Here is a 19,621-nt window from a genome sequence, read left to right on the forward strand (position 1 = left end):
TCAGCGCGCCGCGCGCGGGGTCGGGGCCGTGCGGGTGCGGTCGTCGGCACCCGGAGCGGTGCGGTGGATCGGGCCGGCGGTTTCGCGCAGCGGTCGGCCGGAGGCACCGGTGCGAGCGGCGACGACCTCGGCGAGGATCGACAGCGCGGTCTCGGACGGGGTCGCGGCACCCAGGTCGAGCCCGATCGGCGAGTGCAGGCTCGCGAGGGCCGCGTCACCGACGCCCGCCTCGCGCAGCAGCCGCATCCGCTCGTCGTGGGTGCGCCGGGAGCCCAGGGCGCCGACGAAGGCGACGGGCCGCTCGAGCGCGGCGGCGAGCACGGGGACGTCGGCGCGGGCGTCGTGGCCGAGCACGACGACGACCGTGCGCTCGTCGGTGACCGTGGCCGCCAGATGCTCGACCGGACGCGCGACGACCACCTCGTCGGCGTGCGGGAAGCGCTCGGCGGTCGCGAACACGGGGCGCTGGTCGCACACGGTGACGCGGTACCCGAGCGACGTCGCCGCCCGGGCGAGCGCGTCGCCGAACGCGATGGCGCCGTAGACGAGCAGCCTCGGCGGCGCGAGCCGGCTCTCGACGAACAGGCGCAGCAACGTTTCCCCGCAGTCGACGTCGACGAGGCCGGTGCGGCCGGATGCCACGGTGCGGTCGACCTCGGCCTGCACGCGCTCCGCGCGCACGTGTCCGAGCCCGGCGGCGTCGAGGTCCGCGTCCGCGAGCGCGGCGGCGCCACCGGCCGGCAGCACGCGCCCGACGAGCGATGCCGGCCCCGCCACCACGACGGCGACGCCCGCGTCGGACCCGGCGAGCGCGCGCCGGAACGGCTCGCCCGTGGCATCCGCCGCCCCCGCCGTCGGGAACGGCAGCACGAACACGTCGAGCTCGCCGCCGCAGCTGAGGCCGACGGCGAACGCGGTCTCGTCGTCGATGCCGAAACGTTCGGAGTGGGCCGTGCCGTCGTCGAGCGCGAGCGCGCAGAGCTCGAACACCGCGCCCTCGACGCAGCCGCCCGAGACGCTGCCGACGACCCGCCCGCCCGCGTCGACGAGCATCGACGTGCCCACGGGCAGCGGCGCGGAGCCGCGGATCGCGGTCACGGTCGCGAGCGCGAAGGCCTCGCCCCGGCCGAGCCGGGCCACCACGTCCTGCGCCAGTTCGAGCATCGAGACCTCACTTCGTGCGGTGCGCCGGCCGTGCCCGCGCGGATCGTGTGATCGTATGCGGCACGCGTTAACCCGGTGTTTCGATCCTGCCCCCATCGGGCGGCGAGCGCACCCCATCGGGTATCGGCGCACCCACTGCCACCCTGGCCGGCACCACGCCCGCAACCGGCGCGAAATGCGGCACTGTTAGCGTCGGCCGTGGAGGAGACATGCCCGATACCCCACTCCACGACCTCGTCGTGCTCGCCGACCAGGCGCTCGTCGACGGCCGGTTCGGCCCCGCCGAGGTCGCCGTCGACGACGGCGTGATCACCGCCGTGGCGCCGGGCGGCACCGGCCTGCGCGGTCGCGAGACCACCCGCGTCGACGGCGGTCGCGTGCTGCTGCCGGGCATCGTCGACGCCCACGTGCACGTCAACGAGCCCGGCCGCACGGAGTGGGAGGGCTTCGACACGGCGACCCGCGCGGCGGCGGCCGGCGGCGTCACGACCATCATCGACATGCCGCTGAACAGCATCCCGCCGACGATCGATCCCGAGGCGCTGCGGGTGAAGCGCGCGGCCGCCGCACCGGCGGCGCACGTCGACATCGGGTTCTGGGGCGGTGCGGTGCCGGGCAACCTGGGCGCGCTGCGCCTGCTCCACGACGCCGGCGTGTTCGGGTTCAAGGCGTTCCTCTCGCCGTCGGGCGTCGACGAGTTCCCGCCGCTCGACCCCGCGGGGCTCGACGCGGCGCTCGACGAGCTCGCCGCGTTCGACGGGCTGCTCATCGTGCACGCCGAGGACCCCGCCGTGCTCGACGCGCACGCCAACGACGGCGGGCCGAGCGCAGCCCGGTTCGCCGAGTCGCGGCCGCCCGAGGCCGAGCTCGCCGCCGTGCGACGGGTCGTCGACGGCATCCGGCGCACCGGCGGTCGTGCGCACGTCCTGCACGTGTCGTCCGCCGCCGTGCTCCCCCTCATCGCCGAGGCGAAGGCGGAGGGCCTGCGCCTGACGGCCGAGACCTGCCCGCACTACCTCACGCTCGACCTCGCGCACATCCCCGACGGGGCGACCGCGTTCAAGTGCTGCCCGCCGATCCGCGACGAGGCCAACCAGGACCTGCTCTGGGCGGGGCTCGTCGACGGCACGCTCGACTGCGTGGTGTCCGACCACTCCCCCGCGACCGCGGAGCTGAAGCTCGGCTTCCACGGCGACTTCGGGCGCGCGTGGGGCGGCATCTCTGGGCTGCAGCTCGCGCTCGCGAACGTCTGGACCGAGGCGCGGCGACGCGGCATCGGCCTCGAGCTCGTCGTCGACCGCATGGCCCGGGCGACGGCCGACCTCGTGGGGCTCGCCGCCAAGGGCCGCATCGCGGTCGGCGCCGACGCCGACCTCGTCGCGTTCGCCCCCGACGCCGGGTTCACGGTCGACGCGGCCGCCTTGCGCCACCGCAACCCCGTGTCGGCCTACGACGGCATGGCGCGCATCGGCGTCGCCGAGCGCGTCTGGCTGCGCGGCACGCCCGTCGACCCCGACGGCCCGCCCGCCGGGCGCCTCCTCGACCGCCCGACCGAACGGAGCACCCGATGACCGCCGACGACCCGACTCCCGGCGACGAGACGCGCGACGAGACCCGCGACGCACCCCGCGACGACGCCTACTGGGTCGCGCAGGCCGTCGAGCTCGCGACCGGCAACGTCGCCGACGGCGGCGGCCCGTTCGGCGCCGTGCTCGTACGCGACGGCCGGCTGCTCGCCGCGGGCGGCAACCGCGTGACCCGCGACCTCGACCCGACGGCGCACGCCGAGGTGTGCGTCATCCGCGAGGCCTGCCGCACCGTCGGCGACTTCTCGCTCGCCGGCGCGACGCTCTACTCGTCGTGCGAACCGTGCCCGCTCTGCCTCGCGGCGGCGCTCTGGGCACGAGTCGACCGCATCGTCTACGCGGCCGACCGCCACGACGCCGCCGACGGCGGGTTCGACGACCGCGAGTTCTACGAGATGTTCGCGCGCGACCGCGCCACGTGGGACACGCCGGTCGAGCAGCTGCGCCCCGACGGGTCGACCGAGCCGTTCGACGCGTGGCGCGGCAAGGCCGACCGCACCGACTACTAGCCCGTCAGCGCGGCTCAGCTGCCCCGGTACGTCGAGTACGCGAACGGGCTGAGCAGCAGCGGCACGTGGTAGTGCTGCGCCGGGTCGTCGATCAGGAAGTCGATCGTCACCTCGGCGTAGAAGGTGGGCCGGTCGCCGAAGTACGCGGCCGTGTCGAACACCACCCGGTAGCGCCCGGCGGGCAGTTGCGCAGGCCCCAGGGAGCCGACCCGGCCGTCGTCGTCGGTGACACCTGCGCCGACCTCGTGCCAGGTGCCGGCATCGGATGCCTCGAGCCGCACGCCGACCCCGGCCGCGGGCCGTCCGGTGCCGGCGTCGAGCACGTGCGACGTGACGTGACTGCGTCCGGCGTTCATGCCGCCGCCCCGATCGGCGCGGCCGCGTCGCCGTAGAGCTGCTCGAGCCGCAGCAGCGCGATCTGCGCGAGCTGGTCGGCGACGATCCCGAGCTCCTCGGCGTCGTCGAGCGCGATCCGCCGCTGGAGCTCCGAGAGGATCTCCGCACGGCTGCGCCCGGCCGCGCGGATGAGAAACACCCGCCCGAACCGCTCCTCGTACGCCGCGTTGCCCTCGGCGATCGCCCGAGCCAGCGCCTCGTCCGAGGCGTCGGCCGACGCCTGCTCGGCACGCGAGAACGACTGCGCGGTGCCCTGCCCGGTCGGCCGCTCGCCGATGCGCGGGTGGCTCGCCATCGCCTCGTCGACCTCGGCCGGCGTGAGTCGCGCGGCCGACTCCGCGGCCGCGGCCCGAAGCGCGTCGAACGACGCGTACGGTGCGCCCGCGGCGACCTCGTCGACGAACCGTTCGACGTGCAGGCAGGCCTCGAGGTCGGCCCGGAAGGCGTCTGGCGTGTGCGGCGCTGGCATGTGGTCCACTGTAGTGATGGCAGGTGACGTGCTCGGCGTGGTGCTCGCCGCGGGCGGGGGCAGTCGCATGGGCCGCCCGAAGGCGCTCGTGCGCGAGCCCGACGGAACGCCGTGGGTCGAGCAGTCGGTGCGGATGCTGCGCGCTGCCGGCTGCCCGTCGGTGCTCGTCGTGCTCGGCGCCGAGGCCGACGCGGCCCGCGAGCTGGTGCCGTCGGACGCGACGATCGTGGTGCACCCGGGCTGGCGCCGGGGTCTGGGGTCGACCGTGCGCGCCGCGCTCGAGGCGGCCGCCGGCACCCCGGCAGACGCCGTGCTGCTCACCCTGGTCGACCTGCCGGGGCTGCCCGCGGGCGTCGGCCGCCGGGTGCTCGACGCCGCGGCCGACGACCCGTCCGCGTCCCTCGCCCGCGCCGTCTTCCGCGGCCGACCGGGTCACCCCGTGCTCATCGGCCGGGCGCACTGGCCCGGGCTGCGCGCCGACCTGCACGGCGACGAGGGGGCGGGCGCGTACCTCCGCACTCACGGCGCGGTCGCGGTCGAGTGCGGCGACCTCGCCGACGGCCTCGATCGCGACCGCTGAGCGCTCGGCCCGGGCGCTCAGCCCGGCGTCTCGACCTCGCCGAGCCGATCGTACGAGCCGTCGATGCGCGCGATGCGCGTGCGCCCGGCGCGGAGCCCACCCGCGAGCACCGCGCTCGCGACCAGGCTCACGAGGCTCATCGCGCTCGCGTAGCTCGAGAAGGCGCCGGCCCCGTCGACGGGGCACTCGATGACGGTGCCGGCCGTGCCCGCGGCATCCGCCCCCGCCGGGTCGACGATCGCGATCACCTCGGCGCCCGTCTCCGCGGCGGTCGCCACGAGTTGCGCGAACCCGGCCGGCCGCCGGCGCAGGCCGACGAGCACGGCGACGTCACCGGGCCCGAGGTCGGCGAGCTCCTCCCCGATCGACTGCCCGGGCTGCGGGGCGACGCGCACGCCGGGCCGGCACTGGGCGAGTTGCTCGCGCAGGTGCAGCGCGACCGGGTAGCCGTTGCGGTAGCCGACGACGAGCACCGTGCGCGCCTCGCGCAGCTGTGCGGCGACCCGCTCGAGCACGCCGTCGGCGAGCCCGTCGAGCAGCCGCGCGAGGTTCGTCCGCTCGGCCTCGAGCACGGCCGACACGCCCTCGGGCGCGGTGGCCGGCACGCCCGCGTGCCCGAGCGGCGTGCCCGAGCTGCGCAGTGCCCGCACGTGGTCGCGCACCTCGGCCGACCCCGAGAATCCGAGCCGCCGGTACAGCCGGCTCACGGTCGCCTTCGACACCCCGGCCATGCGCGCGACCTCGCTGTCGTTGTACACCGCGAGCTCGCCCGGATGATCGAGCACGAAATCCGCCACGCGTCGCTCCTGCGGCGTGAGCTCGTCGAACGCGCCGTCGATGCGCTCGGCGATGGTGCGGGGCATCCGCTCGGTCATCGGTGCAGCCCGACCCCGTGCGGCTCGGGCGGTGCCGGGGTGACCAGCCGGTCGGGCTCTGCGCGCACGCGCTCGGCGACCGCGAGCACCGCCTGCTCGAGCGCGTCGAGCGCGAGCGCCGTGTCGCGCCGGGTCACGGTCTCGTCCGGGTGGTGGCTGATGCCGCCGCGTCCGCACCGCACGAACAGCATGGCGATGTCGGTGACCGCCGAGACGGCCATGCCGTCGTGGCCGGCGCGGCTCCAGATGCGCATCGGGTCGTCGTCGCCGGTCGAGCGGATGCCTCCGGCCACCGCCTCCTGGAGCCAGTCGGCGCACGGGGTGGCGTCGGCGCGGTATCGCTCGTCCGCGTGGAAGGCGAGCCGGCGGCGGCCGGCGATCTCCCGGGCCGTGCGCTCGATCTCGTCCCAGGCCGCGTCGCGGGCCTCGTTCGACTCGGCGCGCAGGTCGAGGCTGAACTCGACCCGCCCGGGGATGACGTTGACCCCGCCGGGGTACGCCTGCAGGTGCCCCACGGTCGCGATCGTGCCCGAGTCGATGCCGATGCGCTCGATGGCGGTGACCAGTTCGCTCGCGCCGACGAGGGCGTCGCGGCGGCGTGCGTACGGGGTGCCGCCGGCGTGGCCCGCGACGCCGGTCATGGTGAGGGCGAACCGGCGGGCGCCCGCGATCGTCGGCACCACGGCGAGCGCCCGATCGGCGTCCTCGAGGTACGGGCCCTGCTCGATATGCGCCTCGAGGTAGCCGACGAGCGCCTCGGGGCGGCGCGCGGCGGCGCCGATGCGCCCGGGATCGAGCCCGAAGTCGATACTCGCGTCGGCGAAGGTGAGCCCGTCGGCGTCGCGGTACTCCCACCAGTCGGGGGCGAACTCGCCGGCGAGCGCGCGGCTGCCGGCCAGGGCGCTGCCGAACCGGGTGCCCTCCTCGTCGCTGAACGCGACCACCTCGAGCGCGAACGGCAGCGGCTCGTCGCTGGCCGCGATGCGCGCGGCGACCTCGATCGCGAGCAGCACGCCGAGCATGCCGTCGTACCGGCCCGCGTCGCGCACGGTGTCGAGATGCGAGCCGATGAGCAGCGCGGGCAGGTCGGGCCGCTCGCCCTCGAGCCGGCCGCACTGGTTGCCCGCGGCATCCTGCCAGGTCTCGAGCCCCGCCTCCCCGATCCAGCCGGCCGCGAGCCGGTTCACCTCGCGGTGCTCCGCGCTGAGGTGCACGCGCTCGATCATGCCCGGCGTCGAAGTGACGGTGCCGAGCCGGTCGCAGCGGTCGAGGATGCGTTCGGCGATCGCGAGCGAACCGGGGCGCAGCCGGTCGCTCATGCGCCGGCCCCGGCCGCATCGGCGTAGGCCTCGCGCGCCGCAGCGACGCCCGCGCCCGCCGTGACCGCATGCCCCTCGGCCCGCAGCACCTGCTCGAGCGCGGCGAGGGTCGTGAGCACCGCGTCGCGCCGGGCGTTGAAGCCCATCGTGCCGATGCGCCAGATCTTCCCGTGCAGCGGGCCGAAGCTCGTGCCGATCTCGATCGCGAAGTCCGCGAGCAGCGCGCCGCGCACGCGCTCGCCGTCGATGCCGTCGGGGATGACGACGCCGACGACGTTGTGCATGCGGTGCGCCTGGTCGCCGAAGAGCCCGAGCCCCATGGCGGCCACGCCCGCCGCCATCGCCGCGCCGTTCACCCGGTGGCGGTCGATCGCCCGGTCCATGCCCTCGTCGAGCAGCAGGCGTGCGCACTCGCGCGCGCCGTAGAGCATCGAGGTCGCCTCGGTGTGGTGGTTGAGCCGCTTCTCGCCCCAGTAGTCGAGGATCATGCCGAGGTCGAAGTAGTTCGAGCGGATGGGGTCGGCGCGCACGGCGTCGCCCTCCGAGCGGATGCCCGCCTCGATGCTCTTGCGCGACTCGATGCGCTCGACCGCGCGCAGCGAGAGGCTGATCGGCGCGCTGCCCGACGGCCCGCCGAGGCACTTCTGCAGCCCGGCGGTCGCGGCGTCGAGCCCCCACGCGTCCATCTCGAAGTCGTTGCCGCCGAGCGACGCGGTGACGTCGGTGTAGAACAGGGCACCGTGCTCGGCGCAGACCGCGGCGAGCTCGTCGAGCGGCTGCGCGACCGTGGTGGAGGTGTCGCCGTGCACGACCGCAAGCAGCTTCGGCCGCACCTCGCGCATGGCCTGCTCGATCTGCTCGGGGGCGAACACCCCGCCCCACTCGGTCTCGATCGTGTGCACCTCGGCGCCCGCCCGGCCCGCGATCTCGGCGAGCAGGTGGCCGAACCGGCCGAAGATCGGCACGAGCACGCGGTCGCCCGGCTCGACGAGGGAGACGATCGCCGCCTCGATGCCGGCGCGCGAGGTGCCGTCCACGAGCAGCGTGGCCTCGTTGCGCGTGCGGAACACGCCGCGGTACAGCTCCATGGTCTCGTTCATGTACGCCGTCATCGACGGGTCGTACTGGCCGACGAGCTGGGCCGACATGGCGCGGAGCACGCGCGGGTCGGCGTTGACGGGGCCGGGCCCCATGAGCAGGCGGGTGGGCGGGTTGATCGGTGCGGCGCGGATGGCGTCCTCCTGCTGAGTCGAGTGTTTCAGCAGCCAAGTCTACGCAACTGTTGTTTCAGTCGCGTTGCGCGAGCGCCTCGCTCCAGGCGCCCGCCCGGGCGATGAGGCCGAGGTCGCCGCCGCGTGCGCCCACCACGCAGGTGCCGAGCGGGGCGCCGTCGACCTCGAGCCCGGGGATCGAGAGTGCGGGCCGCCCGGTCGCCCCCGCGACCGCGGTCATGCGCAGCGTGGCGGCGCGCACCGCCTCGATGTCGGCGCCCTCGGCGTCGAGCGCGGGCGCGACCGAGGCCGCCGACGGCAGCAGGAGCAGCCCGTCGCCGAGCACGGCGTCGATGTCGCCCCGCGCGGCGTCGAGTTCCTCGATCGCGGCGGCCTCCTCTTCGGCGGTCACCCCCGACGCCCACGCGAACCGCGCGCCCACGTCGACGGCGAGCGCGCCGGGGTGCGCGGCGATCCATGCACCGTGCGCGCGCCACGCCTCGGCGGCCTGCGCCGTGCGGAAGGCGGCGAAGAGGTCGTCGAGCGGACCGGAGCCGAGCGCGCGCCCGTTGAACTCCCGCACGTCGCAGCCCGACCGCCGCAGCGCCGCCACGCCGGCCTCGAACGCCGACCGCACGCCCGGGCCGAGCCCCTCGAGCAGCCACGGCGCCACGAGCAGCGCCGGCGCTCCCGCATCGGTCGACCCACCCGCATCCGACCCCGGCTCGGGACGCGGCAGGCTCGCCCGCGCCGCCGCCTCGAGCGTCGCTCGGTCGCGCGTGAGCCACCCCACGGTGTCGAACCGCGGCGCGAGGGGCAGCACGCCGGCGCGGTCGACGGCGCCGTGCGTGGTGCGGAGGCCCCACAGCCCTTGGTACGACGCCGGCACGCGGATCGAGCCGGCCGTGTCGGTGCCGAGCCCGATGTCGGCCTGGCCGAGCGCGACGGCGGCGGCCGGCCCGCTCGTCGAGCCGCCCGAGACGGCACCGGGCACGGCGGGGTTCGGCGGGGTGCCGTACGCCGGGTTGCGCCCCGCGATGCTGTAGGCGAACTGGTCGGTGCGCGCGATACCCCGCACCGACGCACCGGCGGCCCGCAGCGCCTCGACGGCGACGGCCGACCGGGGCTCGACCGGGGCCCCGGCGAGGTACTCCGGCACTCCCGCGCCGATCGGATGCCCCGCCACGGCGAACACGTCCTTGACCGCGACCGTCCGCCCGTCGAGCGCGCCGGACCCGCTCGCCGGCAGCAACGGGTCGCCCACCACGCGCCAGACGCTGCCGTCGACGTCGCGCGGCGGCCACTCATCCACGCCGCACCTCGCGGAAGTCGGCGGTGCGGATGCGGGCGTGCACGCCCTTCACGAGGTCGACGACCTGCGAGATGTCGAAGTCGGTCGCCGCGCTGAGGTACGCGAGCGCGAGGTGCGGCGCCATGCCGTATCGCGCGCCGAGCAGCGCGACGGCGTTGCGCACGCAGTCCTGCATCGCCAGGTCGAGGTCCTCGTCCATGCCAGTGGGGACGAGGTAGTCGCTCGTCTCCGCGAGCGGGGCGGCGACGTCGCCGAACTCGCGCACGGCGTCCTCGCGCGCGATGACGTCGAACCGGATCGTGCCGCGCAGCGACGCCTCGAGCGCCGTCAGCGCGACCTCGCCGTCGCCCTGCGCGAAGTGCGGGTCGCCGAGGTACGCGAGCGCGCCGGGCACCTGCACGGGCAGGTAGAGCGACGCCCCCTCGGTGAGCAGCCTGATGTCGATGTTGCCGCCGTGCGCGCCGGGCGGCACCGAGTGCGGGCGCGCGTCTGCGTCGACGGCGACGCCCATGATGCCGAAGAACGGCGCGAGCGGGAATCGCACCGCACGCTCGCCGCCGTCGTCGAGCGGCAGGGCGCCGAACCAGTCACCGCCCGCACCCTGCGCGATCGGCGCGAACACGCTCACGTTGTGTTCGCCGCGCGGGAACTCGCCGGGGAGCGCCCCGCGCCCGTGCCGGTTCGAGATGACGCCGTACGGCACCCGGGGCGTCGTGTCGAGCACGGTGAGCTGCAGCAGGTCGCCGGGGCGCGCACCGCGCACGTGGATCGGGCCGGTCACGACGTGCGGCCCGTCGGTCGCGGGGTCGCGGGGGTGGTCGGATGCCGCGAGCCCGGCCGCCTCCTCCAGCACCTGGTCGCGGTCCACGCCGTGCGCCGCGAAGAAGGCGACGGGGTCCCGCCCCTGGTCCTCGAGGATGCCTTCGTGGCTCACGGTGTCGACGACGACCTCGTCGCCCGGGTCGATCGTGAGCACCGGCGCGTCCCCGCGCGCCGGCAGGCGCCCCCAGTGCAGCGCGCCGACCTCCGCGGGCAGGTACGGCCGCCCGCCGTCGACTTCGGCGCCCGACTGCAGCACTCCTCGATATCCGCCCATGCACGCACTCCGTCCCGCACCGCCACGCTGTCGGTCGAGCGTACCGACCGCGTCGCGCTCAGGCGTACTCGGCGTGCAGCGCCGCGATGCGCTCGCGCCCGGGGCCCATGGCTGCGCGCATCCGCTCGACGACCGCGGCCACGTCCGCGTCGCCCGCGCGCTCGGGCAGGATGCGACCCGGGTTGAGCGCCGTCGTGTCGGCCCAGGCCTTCACGTCCCGCGCACCGCCCAGCGCCCGCGAGGCCGCCGAACCGGCGACCTGCATGGTCAGCCAGTCGGTCGGGTTGTCGGAGTACGGCGTCGGCACGCAGATCGCGTTCTTCTCGTCGTCCGCGTCGCGGGTCGCCTCGACGTATCCGCACATCGCCGCGCCGAGGCAGGGGAAGCCGATGCGGACCGATTGCGGCCGGATGGCGTCGTCCTGCCAGACGGGCTGCGGCCGGTAGCCCGGTCGCAGCCCGGGCGCGGCGCAGTGCACGACGAGCGCATCGGGGTCGATCCGCACGTCGCCGTCGGCGAAGCGCAGTCGGCCCGGTGCCACGGCGAGCAGGTGCCCGCGTCGCACCACGTCGGTCACCGTCCGCAGCAGGTCGATCTCCCACTGCGCGATCGTGGGGGTCTTCGCCATCGTCGGCCGCACGTCCGGATCGATGCGGAGCATCACCCCGCGCTCCTCCATGCGGAGGAAGACGTCGTCGGGCGAGGTCGCGAGGGCGGCGGCCTCCATGGTGTCGGCGGCCATGCCGAGGAAGATCGCCGGGTCGGGCTGCACGAGCGCGCGGTTGATCATCCACGCATCGCGCGGACGCACCCAGCAGATCGCGCCCGGGTCGACGCCCTGCTGCAGCAGCCACACGCAGGCGTCCATCGCGGTCTTCCCGGCCCCGGCCACGACGACCTGCCGCGGCGCGTGCGAGATGCCGGCCAGGTCGCCCACGGGGACGACCCGCGCACCCGGCTCGACCCCGAACGGCGGCGGGAACTCGGCCGGGATGCTGCCCGACAGCGTGGTCGCGTCGACCAGGCGGGCGCCGCGGGCGGAGTACTCGCGCCCGCTCACCCGGGAGCGGAACCCGGTGCCGCCGGTGTACTCGCACCCGGGGAAGAACCGCACCCGACCGGTCGACTCGAGGCGGTCGAGCACCCGCCGGTAGTACGCCTGGATCTCGGGCGCGGTCGCCCGCTCCTGCAGGCCTGCCTCGGGACCGCGCTCCTGCACGCGCCCGTCGCCGAGCAGCGTGGAGGCGACCCCGTAGAGCGCGGATGCCTGGTGCAGTCGCACGAACGGATAGGCGGCGAGCCAGTGCCCGCCCGGGGCGTGGCGACGATCGACGAGGGCGACCGTCGCGTCGGAGTGGTCGACGAGCGCGTCAAGGAAGGCCATGCCCATGGCCCCCGCCCCGACGACCAGGTAGTCGGCGTCCACGCTGACGGTCATGCGTCTCATGACACCAAGGGCGGGAGTCCGGCGTCAAGGCGCGCTCGAGCCGCGGGAACGGGCGAAGGGCGCCTCCCCGTCGGGGAGACGCCCTTCGCTGCGCCGGCATCCGCCGGCCGGGTGGGACTAGAAGTCCATGCCACCGGTCGGGTCGGCCGGCACGGCGGGAGCGTTCTTCTCCGGCTTGTCGGCGACGACGGCCTCGGTGGTGAGGAACAGGCCGGCGATCGACGCGGCGTTCTGCAGCGCCGAGCGGGTGACCTTGGCCGGGTCGATGATGCCCTGCGCGACGAGGTCGCCGTACTGGCCGGTCGCGGCGTTGAGGCCGTGGCCCGCGGGGAGCTCGGCGACCTTGGCGGCCACGACGCCCGGCTCGAGGCCGGCGTTCAGGGCGATCTGCTTCAGCGGGGCCTCGATCGCGACGCGCACGATGTTCGCGCCCGTCGCCTCGTCGCCCTCGAGCGCGAGGGTCTCGAACGCCTTGGCACCGGCCTGGATGAGGGCCACGCCACCACCGGCGACGATGCCCTCCTCGACGGCTGCCTTCGCGTTGCGGACGGCGTCCTCGATGCGGTGCTTGCGCTCCTTGAGCTCGACCTCGGTGGCCGCGCCCGCCTTGATGACGGCGACGCCGCCGGCGAGCTTGGCGAGGCGCTCCTGCAGCTTCTCGCGGTCGTAGTCGGAGTCGGTGTTCTCGATCTCCGAGCGGATCTGGGCCACGCGGCCGGCGATCTGCTCGGTGTCGCCGGCACCCTCGACGATGGTCGTCTCGTCCTTGGTGATGACGACCTTGCGGGCCTGGCCGAGCATGTCGAGCTCGACGTTCTCCAGCTTGAGGCCGACCTCCTCGGCGATGACCTGGCCGCCGGTGAGGATCGCGATGTCCTGCAGCTGCGCCTTGCGACGGTCGCCGAAGCCGGGGGCCTTGACGGCGACCGACTTGAAGATGCCGCGGATCTTGTTCACGACGAGCGTGGCGAGCGCCTCGCCGTCGACGTCCTCGGCGATGATGAGCAGCTGCTTGCCGGTCTGGATGACCTTGTCGACGATCGGCAGCAGGTCCTTGATGTTCGAGACCTTGCTGTTGACGATGAGGATGTACGGGTCCTCGAAGACCGCCTCCTGGCGCTCCGGGTCGGTGACGAAGTACGCCGACAGGTAGCCCTTGTCGAAGCGCATGCCCTCGGTCAGCTCGAGCTCGGTGCCGAAGGTGTTCGACTCCTCGACGGTGACGACGCCCTCCTTGCCGACCTTGTCGATCGCCTCGGCGATGATCTCGCCGATCTGCGGGTCCGCGGCCGAGATCGACGCGGTGGCCGCGATCTCGTCCTTGGTCTCGATCTCCTTGGCGGCGTTCAGCAGCTCGGCCGAGACGGCGTCGGTGGCCTTCTCGATGCCGCGCTTGAGCGAGATGGGGTCGGCGCCGGCGGCGACATTGCGGAGGCCCTCGCGCACGAGCGCCTGGGCGAGCACGACCGAGGTGGTGGTGCCGTCACCCGCGACGTCGTCGGTCTTCTTGGCGACCTCCTTGACGAGCTCGGCGCCGATCTTCTCGTACGGGTCGTCGAGCTCGATCTCCTTGGCGATCGACACGCCGTCGTTCGTGATGGTGGGCGCGCCCCACTTCTTCTCGAGCACGACGTTGCGACCGCGCGGGCCCAGGGTCACCTTGACGGCGTCGGCCAGCGTGTTGAGGCCGCGCTCGAGACCGCGACGGGCCTCTTCGTCGAATGCGATGATCTTTGCCATGTGGTTCTCTCGTCCTTTCTCGGACGTTGGAAGATTCGATGGATTAGCACTCGATTGAGACGAGTGCCAGAACGATTCTGGCACTCTGATCCGGAGAGTGCAAGCGCACGGCGGCGCCGAAGACACGACGGCGCGCCGTCGAGGAACTCGACGGCGCGCCGGACGCTCGGGGGCGGGTGGGTCAGGCCGGGCGGACCGACTCCGCCTGCGGGCCCTTGGCCCCGGTGCCCACCTCGAAGACGACCTGCTGGCCCTCCTCGAGCACCTTGTACCCGGCCATGTCGATGGCGGAGTAGTGGACAAAGACGTCCTGCCCCCCACCGTCGACGGTGATGAATCCGTAACCCTTTTCAGCGTTGAACCACTTGACGGTTCCGTTCGCCATGCCTTGCTCCTGATTGCCGTGGTCGTGCAGCACGTGCCTCTCGCCTGTACCGGGCCGAACGAACGTGCTGGACGAGGTCCCGCGGTCGGGCGGGAGGGCTCACACGGAAGTACCGACCAAGCCAGATACTAGCCAGCGGAGGGGGTCCCGAACCGGTTCCCACAGGCTGGCAGGTCGCAGAACGGCAACAATTTACGTGATGGTTACGGGGCGGTGTCCTCGACGTGATCGGCCCCGAGCACCGCCACGAGCTCGGCCCCGGTCGCGGCGAACTCCTCCGAGATGCGCACCTCGGTCGTGCCGATCGCCTGGGCGACGCCGCGGGCGGCGCCCTCGAGCTCCTCGCGCGCGTAGTAGACGACGGTCGTCTCGATGTCGTTGTCGCTCGCGTTGGCGGTCACCCCGACGGTGAAGCCCGCCTCGGCGATGACCTCCGCGGTCGACGCGGCAAGCCCCGCCTCGGTCGTGCCGTTCAGCACGGTCACCGGCACGCTCGGGTCGACCGTGGGTTCGGCGGTCACGACCACCTCGGGAGTCTCCACCGGCACGGGCACGTCCGACGGGAAGAGCCGGTCGTCGAGCGCCATCACCGCGGCGATGCCGAACCCCGCGAGCACCACGGTCGCGAAGACCGCCCACCCGAACCCGGCCCACGCCGACCGCCGCCGCACCGGGGCGCGGTGCGCGCCCACGCGATGCATCGAGTCGGGGATCTCGTCGAACCGGTCTCGGGGGTACTTCTCTGCCATCGGGGTCCAGTCGGGTCAGCGGTCAATCGCCGGTGCGGCCGTACGACAACGCACGACGCGACCTGGCTCGGGCACGAGACTCCCGCAGGCGCTGCAGCCGCTTCACCAGCATCGGGTCGTGGCGCAGCGCGTCGGGCGAGTCGATCAGTGCACCGAGCACCTGATAGTACCGGGCCGGACCGAAGCCGAACGCGTCGCGGATGGCCTCCTCCTTCGCGCCGGCGTGCGACCACCACTCCCGCTCGAACTCCAGCACGCGCAGGTCGCGCTCGGAGAGCCCGTCCGGCCGGTCCGCCGCCCCTGTCATGCGCGCTCCCTCCGGCTCCGATGGATCAGCGGCCATCCTAGGCGCGCGCCGGCCGCGTCACGCGGGAACATGCCGGGGCCGATGCATGTTGCCTCCTGCGACGCGCCCGGACGGCAGGCCGGTCGGGCGCGATTAGGATGACGCCGACGAAGGGAACACGATGAGCTACGAGGTCCGGAAGACCGACGACGAGTGGCGCGACGAGCTCGGGTCGGAGCGGTACGCGGTGCTGCGCGAGGCGGGCACCGAGCGCCCCTGGACCGGCGAGCTGCTCGACGAGGAGCGCGCGGGCGTCTACACCTGCGGCGCGTGCAGCGCCGAGCTGTTCAAGAGCGGCACGAAGTTCGACAGCGGATGCGGCTGGCCGAGCTTCTACGAGTCGGTGCGCCCCGACGCGGTGGAGCTGCTCGAGGACCACTCGCTGGGCATGGAGCGCACCGAGGTGCGCTGCGCGTCGTGCGGGTCGCACCTGGGCCACGTCTTCCCCGACGGGTTCGGCACGCCGACCGGCGACCGCTACTGCATGAACTCGATCGCACTCGAGTTCACGCCGGAGGACTGACCGGGCGTCTCCGGAGGACTGACGGGGCGTCTGCCCACGGGCATCCGTCGCCCCGGCCCGATCACGCGGAGCCGGCTGCGGGACTCGAACCCGCAACCTACGCTTTACAAGAGCGTTGCGCTACCGATTGCGCCAAGCCGGCCTGGCCCTCGCGGGCCATCGCTCATGATACGGCAGGGGCCCGGCGCGCACGCCGGGCCCCTGCCGCATCACTCAGCGGACGATCACTCGTCGTCGGGCTCCGGGGTCGGCGTCGCGGTCGCCTCGGTGTACGTGTCGGCGGTCGCCTGGAGCACGAACGACGCGAACTCGGCCGGGTCGGTGAGCGAACCCGTGTACTGCTTGCCGTTCACGACGACGGTCGGGGTGCCGCGCTGCTGCGTCTCGATGTCGGAGTTCGGGATGGGCTCGGACAGGAAGCGGTTCGTGGCGTCCTGCACCCAGCTCTTGAACTCGGTGTCGTCGATGCACTGCTCGATGCTCGAGAGCGAGGTGACGCCGGCATCCGCCGCGAGCGCCTTGAGCTCGTCGTTGCTGAGGCCCGTGGTGCCCTCCTCGGGCTGGTTCGCGAAGAGCAGCGCGTTGTAGTCGTAGAACTGCTCGGGCGAGGCATCCGCCACGCAGCCGGCCGCGTTGGCCGCGCGCAGCGAGTACTGCGAGCCCGCGGAGCGGTTGGTGAGGATCGCAACCGGGTGGATCTCGATGGTCGCGGCGCCCGACTCGACCATGGTGCGGATCTGGTCGCCGTTGGTGGTCTCGAACTGGCCGCAGAACGGGCAGAGGTAGTCGACGTACGTGACGATGTTGGCGACGGTGCCGCTCTCGTCCGGCACGGTCGCCGTGGGCTCCTCGTCGGGCTGCAGCGCGACGGTCTCGACGGGGGTCATGCCGACGTCGTAGAGGAGGCCGTCGCTGGCCATGTTGCGGGGGCCGGGACCCTCCGGCTGGATGTTCTGCCAGATGAGCGTGCCGATCAGCGCGGCGATCGCGACGACGGCCACGATGACGCCGCCCTGGATGAGGAACTTGTTCCGACGCTCCCGCTTGCGCTGCTGGTCGCGAAGCTGTCGGGCCTTCTCGCGAGCCGCCTCGCGCCGTTCGTTCTTGGTGGGTCGGTCCGATCCGCCGTAGGTCATCGATTGGTCTCCGTATGCTGTGGGCGCGCAGGATCCCTGCGAACGCAAGAGACGATCGTAGGGCCGCACGCTGGGAATCGTCCAAACACGCGCTGGATGGGGAGAACGCGAGCCTTCCTCAGCGCTCGGGTTCGCATCCCGTGCGGAGCATGGCATACTGGGGCGCGTGTCGATGCCATGGCGGCGTCGACGCATTCCATTCACAACGGATCGTCCGGCACGTACCTGCCGGTGAAGGAGAAAGAACAATGGCGTCTGTCACGTTCGACCAGGCAACCCGCCTCTACCCCGGCGGCACCCGCCCCGCAGTCGACAAGCTCGACCTGGAGGTGGCAGACGGCGAGTTCCTCGTCCTCGTCGGCCCCTCGGGCTGCGGAAAGTCCACCTCCCTGCGCATGCTCGCAGGTCTCGAGGAGGTGAACGAGGGCAACATCTTCATCGGCGACCGCAACGTCACGGACGTGCCGCCGAAGGACCGCGACATCGCGATGGTCTTCCAGAACTACGCGCTGTACCCGCACATGACCGTCGCCGAGAACATGGGCTTCGCGCTCAAGATCGCGGGCGTGGGCAAGGACGAGCGCGCCGCGCGCGTGCTCGAGGCCGCGAAGCTGCTCGACCTCGAGCCGTACCTCAACCGCAAGCCCAAGGCCCTCTCGGGCGGCCAGCGCCAGCGCGTCGCCATGGGCCGCGCGATCGTCCGCCAGCCGCAGGTCTTCCTCATGGACGAGCCGCTGTCGAACCTCGACGCGAAGCTCCGCGTGCAGACCCGCACCCAGATCGCCTCGCTCCAGCGCCGCCTCGGCGTCACCACGGTCTACGTCACGCACGACCAGACCGAGGCGCTCACCATGGGCGACCGCATCGCAGTGCTGAAGGACGGCCTGCTCCAGCAGGTGGGCACCCCGCGCGACCTGTACGAGATGCCGAGCAACGTCTTCGTCGCCGGCTTCATCGGCTCGCCCGCGATGAACCTGTTCCACGCGGACGTCGCGGACGGCGGCGTGCTGTTCGGCTCGGCCGTGGTGCCGGTCGAGCGCGAGGTCATCTCCGAGGCATCCGGCCCCACCGTCACCGTGGGCGTGCGCCCCGAGGACATCGTCGTGTCGACGACCCAGGGCGAGGGCCTCGAGGTCGACGTTGACCTCGTCGAGGAGCTCGGCGCCGACGGCTACCTGTACGGCCACTCGACGGTCGAGGGCAAGCGCACCGACATCGTGGCCCGCGTCGACGGCCGCACCCACCCCGACGCCGGCGACAAGGTGTGGCTCATGCCGACGCCGCGTCACGTGCACGTCTTCGACGCGGAGAGCGGCGAGCGCCTCGGCCACCAGGCCGTGGTCAGCTGACCGACCGAAGCAGACACGGCGAAGCCGGTCGGGCGCCCTCGGGCTCCGGCCGGCTTCGCCGTTCTCGTCCAGTACGGTTGCAGCAATGAGCGCCTCACTCTCCATCACGTCCGCCACGGTCGACCCGGCCCTGCTCGACCTGCCGTGGCACCTGCCGCTCGACGCCTGGCCGAGCGAGACGATCGCCGCGCTGCCCAAGGGCATCTCCCGGCACCTGGTGCGCTTCGCGCACTTCGGCGGATACGTCGTCGCGGTCAAGGAGACGACGGCCGAGATGGCGCGCGGCGAGTACGAGATGCTGCGCACCCTGCAGCGGCTCATGGTGCCGTGCGTCGAGCCGGTCGCCGTGATCTCCGGCCGCGTCGACGACGAGGGCGAGCCGCTGCGTCCCGTGCTGGTGACCCGGCACCTGCGCTTCTCGCTCCCCTACCGCGCCCTGTTCTCGCAGACGCTGCGCCCCGACACCGCCACGCGGCTCGTCGACGCGCTCGCCGTGCTGCTCGTGCGCCTGCACATCATCGGGTTCTTCTGGGGCGACGTGTCGCTGTCGAACACGCTGTTCCGCCGCGACGCGGGCGCGTTCGCGGCGTACCTGGTCGACGCCGAGACCGGCAAGCTGTACGAGGGCGGGCTCTCGAACGGGCAGCGCGAGAACGACCTCGAGATCGCGCGCGTGAACATCGCGGGCGAGCTGCTCGACCTCGAGGCCGGCGGCCGCGTCGCCGACGAGCTCGACCCCGTGCGCATCTCCGACGGCATCGTGCACGCCTACCGGAGCCTCTGGACCGAGCTGACGGGCGCCGAGTCGTTCTCGAGCGCCGAGCGCTGGCGCATCAACGAGCGCGTCAACCGCCTGAACGCGCTGGGCTTCGACATCGAGGAGCTCGCGATCCGCACCGACGACCAGGGCACGACCGTGCGCATCCGACCCAAGGTCGTCGACGCGGGCCACCACCACCGGCGCCTGCTCCGGCTCACGGGCCTCGACGCGCAGGAGAACCAGGCGCGCCGGCTGCTCAACGACCTCGACAGCTACCGTGCGATGTACGCGCGGCCCGACGCCGACGAGGAGATGATCGCGCACGAGTGGCTCGTGCGGGTCTTCGAGCCGGTGATCCGATCGATCCCGTCCGACCTGAAGGGCAAGCTGGAGCCGGCGGAGATGTTCCACCAGCTGCTCGAGCATCGCTGGTTCATGGCCCAGGAGGCGGGGCACGACATCCCGCTCGCCGAGGCGATGTCCTCCTACGTGAACACGATCCTGCGGCACCGCCGCGACGAGGCGACCGTGATCGCGCCGCCGACCGAGGCGATCACGATGCCGACGACCATGGTGGGCCAGGCCACCGGTCCGATCTCGACGCTCGACGACGACGAGGGCGACTGGCGGTCGCGGGTCTGAAACCGGTGGGCGGATGCCCCGGAGGCA

General features: G+C 73.3%; 20 protein-coding genes and 1 tRNA gene. 6 read left to right on the forward strand and 15 right to left on the reverse strand.

Annotated features, from left to right (window positions below; all coding sequences use genetic code 11):
* The gene (locus QUE38_RS03115) at nucleotides 1-1,164 is read right to left on the reverse strand and encodes an XdhC family protein (RefSeq protein WP_286310149.1); all 1,164 of its coding nucleotides are present in this window, start codon (nucleotides 1,162-1,164) and stop codon (nucleotides 1-3) included.
* Nucleotides 1,165-1,373: 209 nt separating this feature from the next.
* On the opposite strand from QUE38_RS03115, the gene allB reads away from it, so the two are divergent.
* Nucleotides 1,374-2,735, forward strand: a complete 1,362-nt coding sequence (allB, locus tag QUE38_RS03120; RefSeq protein WP_286310150.1) for an allantoinase AllB — start codon at nucleotides 1,374-1,376, stop codon at nucleotides 2,733-2,735.
* On the forward strand, nucleotides 2,732-3,259 hold the full coding sequence (locus QUE38_RS03125) for a nucleoside deaminase (RefSeq protein WP_286310151.1): 528 nt from the start codon (nucleotides 2,732-2,734) through the stop codon (nucleotides 3,257-3,259). The genes allB and QUE38_RS03125 overlap by 4 nt, the downstream gene beginning before the upstream one ends.
* A 14-nt stretch (nucleotides 3,260-3,273) precedes the next feature.
* Here the strand turns inward: QUE38_RS03125 and uraH are convergent, their stop codons facing one another.
* Nucleotides 3,274-3,615, reverse strand: a complete 342-nt coding sequence (uraH, locus tag QUE38_RS03130; RefSeq protein ID WP_286310152.1) for a hydroxyisourate hydrolase — start codon at nucleotides 3,613-3,615, stop codon at nucleotides 3,274-3,276.
* Nucleotides 3,612-4,124 carry a 2-oxo-4-hydroxy-4-carboxy-5-ureidoimidazoline decarboxylase gene (uraD, locus tag QUE38_RS03135; RefSeq protein WP_286310153.1) on the reverse strand — a complete coding sequence of 171 codons (513 nt, stop codon included), beginning with the start codon at nucleotides 4,122-4,124 and terminating at the stop codon, nucleotides 3,612-3,614. The genes uraH and uraD overlap by 4 nt, the downstream gene beginning before the upstream one ends.
* 16 nt (nucleotides 4,125-4,140) lie before the next feature.
* On the opposite strand from uraD, the gene QUE38_RS03140 reads away from it, so the two are divergent.
* A complete protein-coding gene (locus QUE38_RS03140; protein WP_286310154.1) occupies nucleotides 4,141-4,704 on the forward strand; it encodes a nucleotidyltransferase family protein in 564 nt (187 codons plus the stop codon).
* A 17-nt stretch (nucleotides 4,705-4,721) separates the two neighbouring features.
* Here QUE38_RS03140 and QUE38_RS03145 read toward each other — a convergent pair whose 3' ends face one another.
* From QUE38_RS03145 to QUE38_RS03190, 10 genes are all read right to left on the reverse strand, one after another.
* Complete coding sequence (locus QUE38_RS03145; protein WP_286310155.1) at nucleotides 4,722-5,567, reverse strand: MurR/RpiR family transcriptional regulator; 846 nt, start codon at nucleotides 5,565-5,567, stop codon at nucleotides 4,722-4,724.
* 8 nt (nucleotides 5,568-5,575) lie between these two features.
* Nucleotides 5,576-6,898 carry an allantoate amidohydrolase gene (locus QUE38_RS03150; RefSeq protein ID WP_286310156.1) on the reverse strand — a complete coding sequence of 441 codons (1,323 nt, stop codon included), beginning with the start codon at nucleotides 6,896-6,898 and terminating at the stop codon, nucleotides 5,576-5,578.
* Nucleotides 6,895-8,091 (reverse strand): pyridoxal-phosphate-dependent aminotransferase family protein, encoded by a 1,197-nt coding sequence (locus QUE38_RS03155; protein ID WP_286310157.1) that lies wholly within the window; start codon nucleotides 8,089-8,091, stop codon nucleotides 6,895-6,897. Before QUE38_RS03155 ends, QUE38_RS03150 begins: the two co-directional genes overlap by 4 nt.
* A gap of 94 nt (nucleotides 8,092-8,185) precedes the next feature.
* Nucleotides 8,186-9,421 (reverse strand): amidase family protein, encoded by a 1,236-nt coding sequence (locus tag QUE38_RS03160; protein ID WP_286310158.1) that lies wholly within the window; start codon nucleotides 9,419-9,421, stop codon nucleotides 8,186-8,188.
* The gene (locus QUE38_RS03165) at nucleotides 9,414-10,517 is read right to left on the reverse strand and encodes an acetamidase/formamidase family protein (RefSeq protein WP_286310159.1); all 1,104 of its coding nucleotides are present in this window, start codon (nucleotides 10,515-10,517) and stop codon (nucleotides 9,414-9,416) included. The genes QUE38_RS03160 and QUE38_RS03165 overlap by 8 nt, the downstream gene beginning before the upstream one ends.
* A gap of 58 nt (nucleotides 10,518-10,575) precedes the next feature.
* Complete coding sequence (locus QUE38_RS03170; RefSeq protein WP_286310160.1) at nucleotides 10,576-11,955, reverse strand: NAD(P)-binding protein; 1,380 nt, start codon at nucleotides 11,953-11,955, stop codon at nucleotides 10,576-10,578.
* Nucleotides 11,956-12,081: 126 nt separating this feature from the next.
* Nucleotides 12,082-13,704: a chaperonin GroEL gene (groL, locus tag QUE38_RS03175; protein WP_286310161.1), complete on the reverse strand. Its 1,623-nt coding sequence runs from the start codon at nucleotides 13,702-13,704 to the stop codon at nucleotides 12,082-12,084.
* 181 nt (nucleotides 13,705-13,885) lie between these two features.
* On the reverse strand, nucleotides 13,886-14,089 hold the full coding sequence (locus QUE38_RS03180; protein ID WP_153685455.1) for a cold-shock protein: 204 nt from the start codon (nucleotides 14,087-14,089) through the stop codon (nucleotides 13,886-13,888).
* 203 nt (nucleotides 14,090-14,292) lie between these two features.
* Nucleotides 14,293-14,838: a LytR C-terminal domain-containing protein gene (locus QUE38_RS03185; RefSeq protein ID WP_286310163.1), complete on the reverse strand. Its 546-nt coding sequence runs from the start codon at nucleotides 14,836-14,838 to the stop codon at nucleotides 14,293-14,295.
* Between the two features lie 22 nt (nucleotides 14,839-14,860).
* Complete coding sequence (locus QUE38_RS03190) at nucleotides 14,861-15,145, reverse strand: DUF3263 domain-containing protein (RefSeq protein WP_286310165.1); 285 nt, start codon at nucleotides 15,143-15,145, stop codon at nucleotides 14,861-14,863.
* Between the two features lie 160 nt (nucleotides 15,146-15,305).
* Between QUE38_RS03190 and msrB the strand changes: the two genes are divergently transcribed.
* Nucleotides 15,306-15,707 (forward strand): peptide-methionine (R)-S-oxide reductase MsrB, encoded by a 402-nt coding sequence (gene msrB, locus QUE38_RS03195; RefSeq protein WP_286310166.1) that lies wholly within the window; start codon nucleotides 15,306-15,308, stop codon nucleotides 15,705-15,707.
* Nucleotides 15,708-15,776: 69 nt separating this feature from the next.
* Here msrB and QUE38_RS03200 read toward each other — a convergent pair.
* Nucleotides 15,777-15,849, reverse strand: a tRNA-Thr gene (locus QUE38_RS03200).
* Nucleotides 15,850-15,931: 82 nt separating this feature from the next.
* Nucleotides 15,932-16,843, reverse strand: coding sequence for a DsbA family protein (locus QUE38_RS03205; protein WP_286310167.1), 912 nt, complete (start codon nucleotides 16,841-16,843; stop codon nucleotides 15,932-15,934).
* Between the two features lie 248 nt (nucleotides 16,844-17,091).
* Between QUE38_RS03205 and QUE38_RS03210 the strand changes: the two genes are divergently transcribed.
* Both QUE38_RS03210 and QUE38_RS03215 read left to right on the forward strand, forming a co-directional pair.
* Entirely contained in the window at nucleotides 17,092-18,192 is a 1,101-nt protein-coding gene (locus QUE38_RS03210) for an ABC transporter ATP-binding protein (RefSeq protein WP_286310168.1), read from the forward strand.
* A gap of 85 nt (nucleotides 18,193-18,277) precedes the next feature.
* Nucleotides 18,278-19,594 (forward strand): DUF4032 domain-containing protein, encoded by a 1,317-nt coding sequence (locus tag QUE38_RS03215; protein ID WP_286310169.1) that lies wholly within the window; start codon nucleotides 18,278-18,280, stop codon nucleotides 19,592-19,594.
* The last annotated feature ends 27 nt before the right edge of the window (nucleotides 19,595-19,621 follow it).

The sequence above is a fragment of the Agromyces mangrovi genome (assembly GCF_030296695.1).
Lineage (GTDB): Bacteria > Actinomycetota > Actinomycetes > Actinomycetales > Microbacteriaceae > Agromyces > Agromyces mangrovi.

Bases quoted from the DNA above. Each gene is read 5' to 3' on its own strand.
- QUE38_RS03115 (WP_286310149.1), bottom strand. From the start codon at position 1,164: ATGCTCGAACTGGCGCAGGACGTGGTGGCCCGGCTCGGCCGGGGCGAG.
- allB (WP_286310150.1), top strand. From the start codon at position 1,374: ATGCCCGATACCCCACTCCACGACCTCGTCGTGCTCGCCGACCAGGCG.
- QUE38_RS03125 (WP_286310151.1), top strand. From the start codon at position 2,732: ATGACCGCCGACGACCCGACTCCCGGCGACGAGACGCGCGACGAGACC.
- uraH (WP_286310152.1), bottom strand. From the start codon at position 3,615: ATGAACGCCGGACGCAGTCACGTCACGTCGCACGTGCTCGACGCCGGC.
- uraD (WP_286310153.1), bottom strand. From the start codon at position 4,124: ATGCCAGCGCCGCACACGCCAGACGCCTTCCGGGCCGACCTCGAGGCC.
- QUE38_RS03140 (WP_286310154.1), top strand. From the start codon at position 4,141: ATGGCAGGTGACGTGCTCGGCGTGGTGCTCGCCGCGGGCGGGGGCAGT.
- QUE38_RS03145 (WP_286310155.1), bottom strand. From the start codon at position 5,567: ATGCCCCGCACCATCGCCGAGCGCATCGACGGCGCGTTCGACGAGCTC.
- QUE38_RS03150 (WP_286310156.1), bottom strand. From the start codon at position 6,898: ATGAGCGACCGGCTGCGCCCCGGTTCGCTCGCGATCGCCGAACGCATC.
- QUE38_RS03155 (WP_286310157.1), bottom strand. From the start codon at position 8,091: ATGGGGCCCGGCCCCGTCAACGCCGACCCGCGCGTGCTCCGCGCCATG.
- QUE38_RS03165 (WP_286310159.1), bottom strand. From the start codon at position 10,517: ATGGGCGGATATCGAGGAGTGCTGCAGTCGGGCGCCGAAGTCGACGGC.
- QUE38_RS03170 (WP_286310160.1), bottom strand. From the start codon at position 11,955: ATGACCGTCAGCGTGGACGCCGACTACCTGGTCGTCGGGGCGGGGGCC.
- groL (WP_286310161.1), bottom strand. From the start codon at position 13,704: ATGGCAAAGATCATCGCATTCGACGAAGAGGCCCGTCGCGGTCTCGAG.
- QUE38_RS03180 (WP_153685455.1), bottom strand. From the start codon at position 14,089: ATGGCGAACGGAACCGTCAAGTGGTTCAACGCTGAAAAGGGTTACGGA.
- QUE38_RS03185 (WP_286310163.1), bottom strand. From the start codon at position 14,838: ATGGCAGAGAAGTACCCCCGAGACCGGTTCGACGAGATCCCCGACTCG.
- QUE38_RS03190 (WP_286310165.1), bottom strand. From the start codon at position 15,145: ATGACAGGGGCGGCGGACCGGCCGGACGGGCTCTCCGAGCGCGACCTG.
- msrB (WP_286310166.1), top strand. From the start codon at position 15,306: ATGAGCTACGAGGTCCGGAAGACCGACGACGAGTGGCGCGACGAGCTC.
- QUE38_RS03205 (WP_286310167.1), bottom strand. From the start codon at position 16,843: ATGACCTACGGCGGATCGGACCGACCCACCAAGAACGAACGGCGCGAG.
- QUE38_RS03210 (WP_286310168.1), top strand. From the start codon at position 17,092: ATGGCGTCTGTCACGTTCGACCAGGCAACCCGCCTCTACCCCGGCGGC.
- QUE38_RS03215 (WP_286310169.1), top strand. From the start codon at position 18,278: ATGAGCGCCTCACTCTCCATCACGTCCGCCACGGTCGACCCGGCCCTG.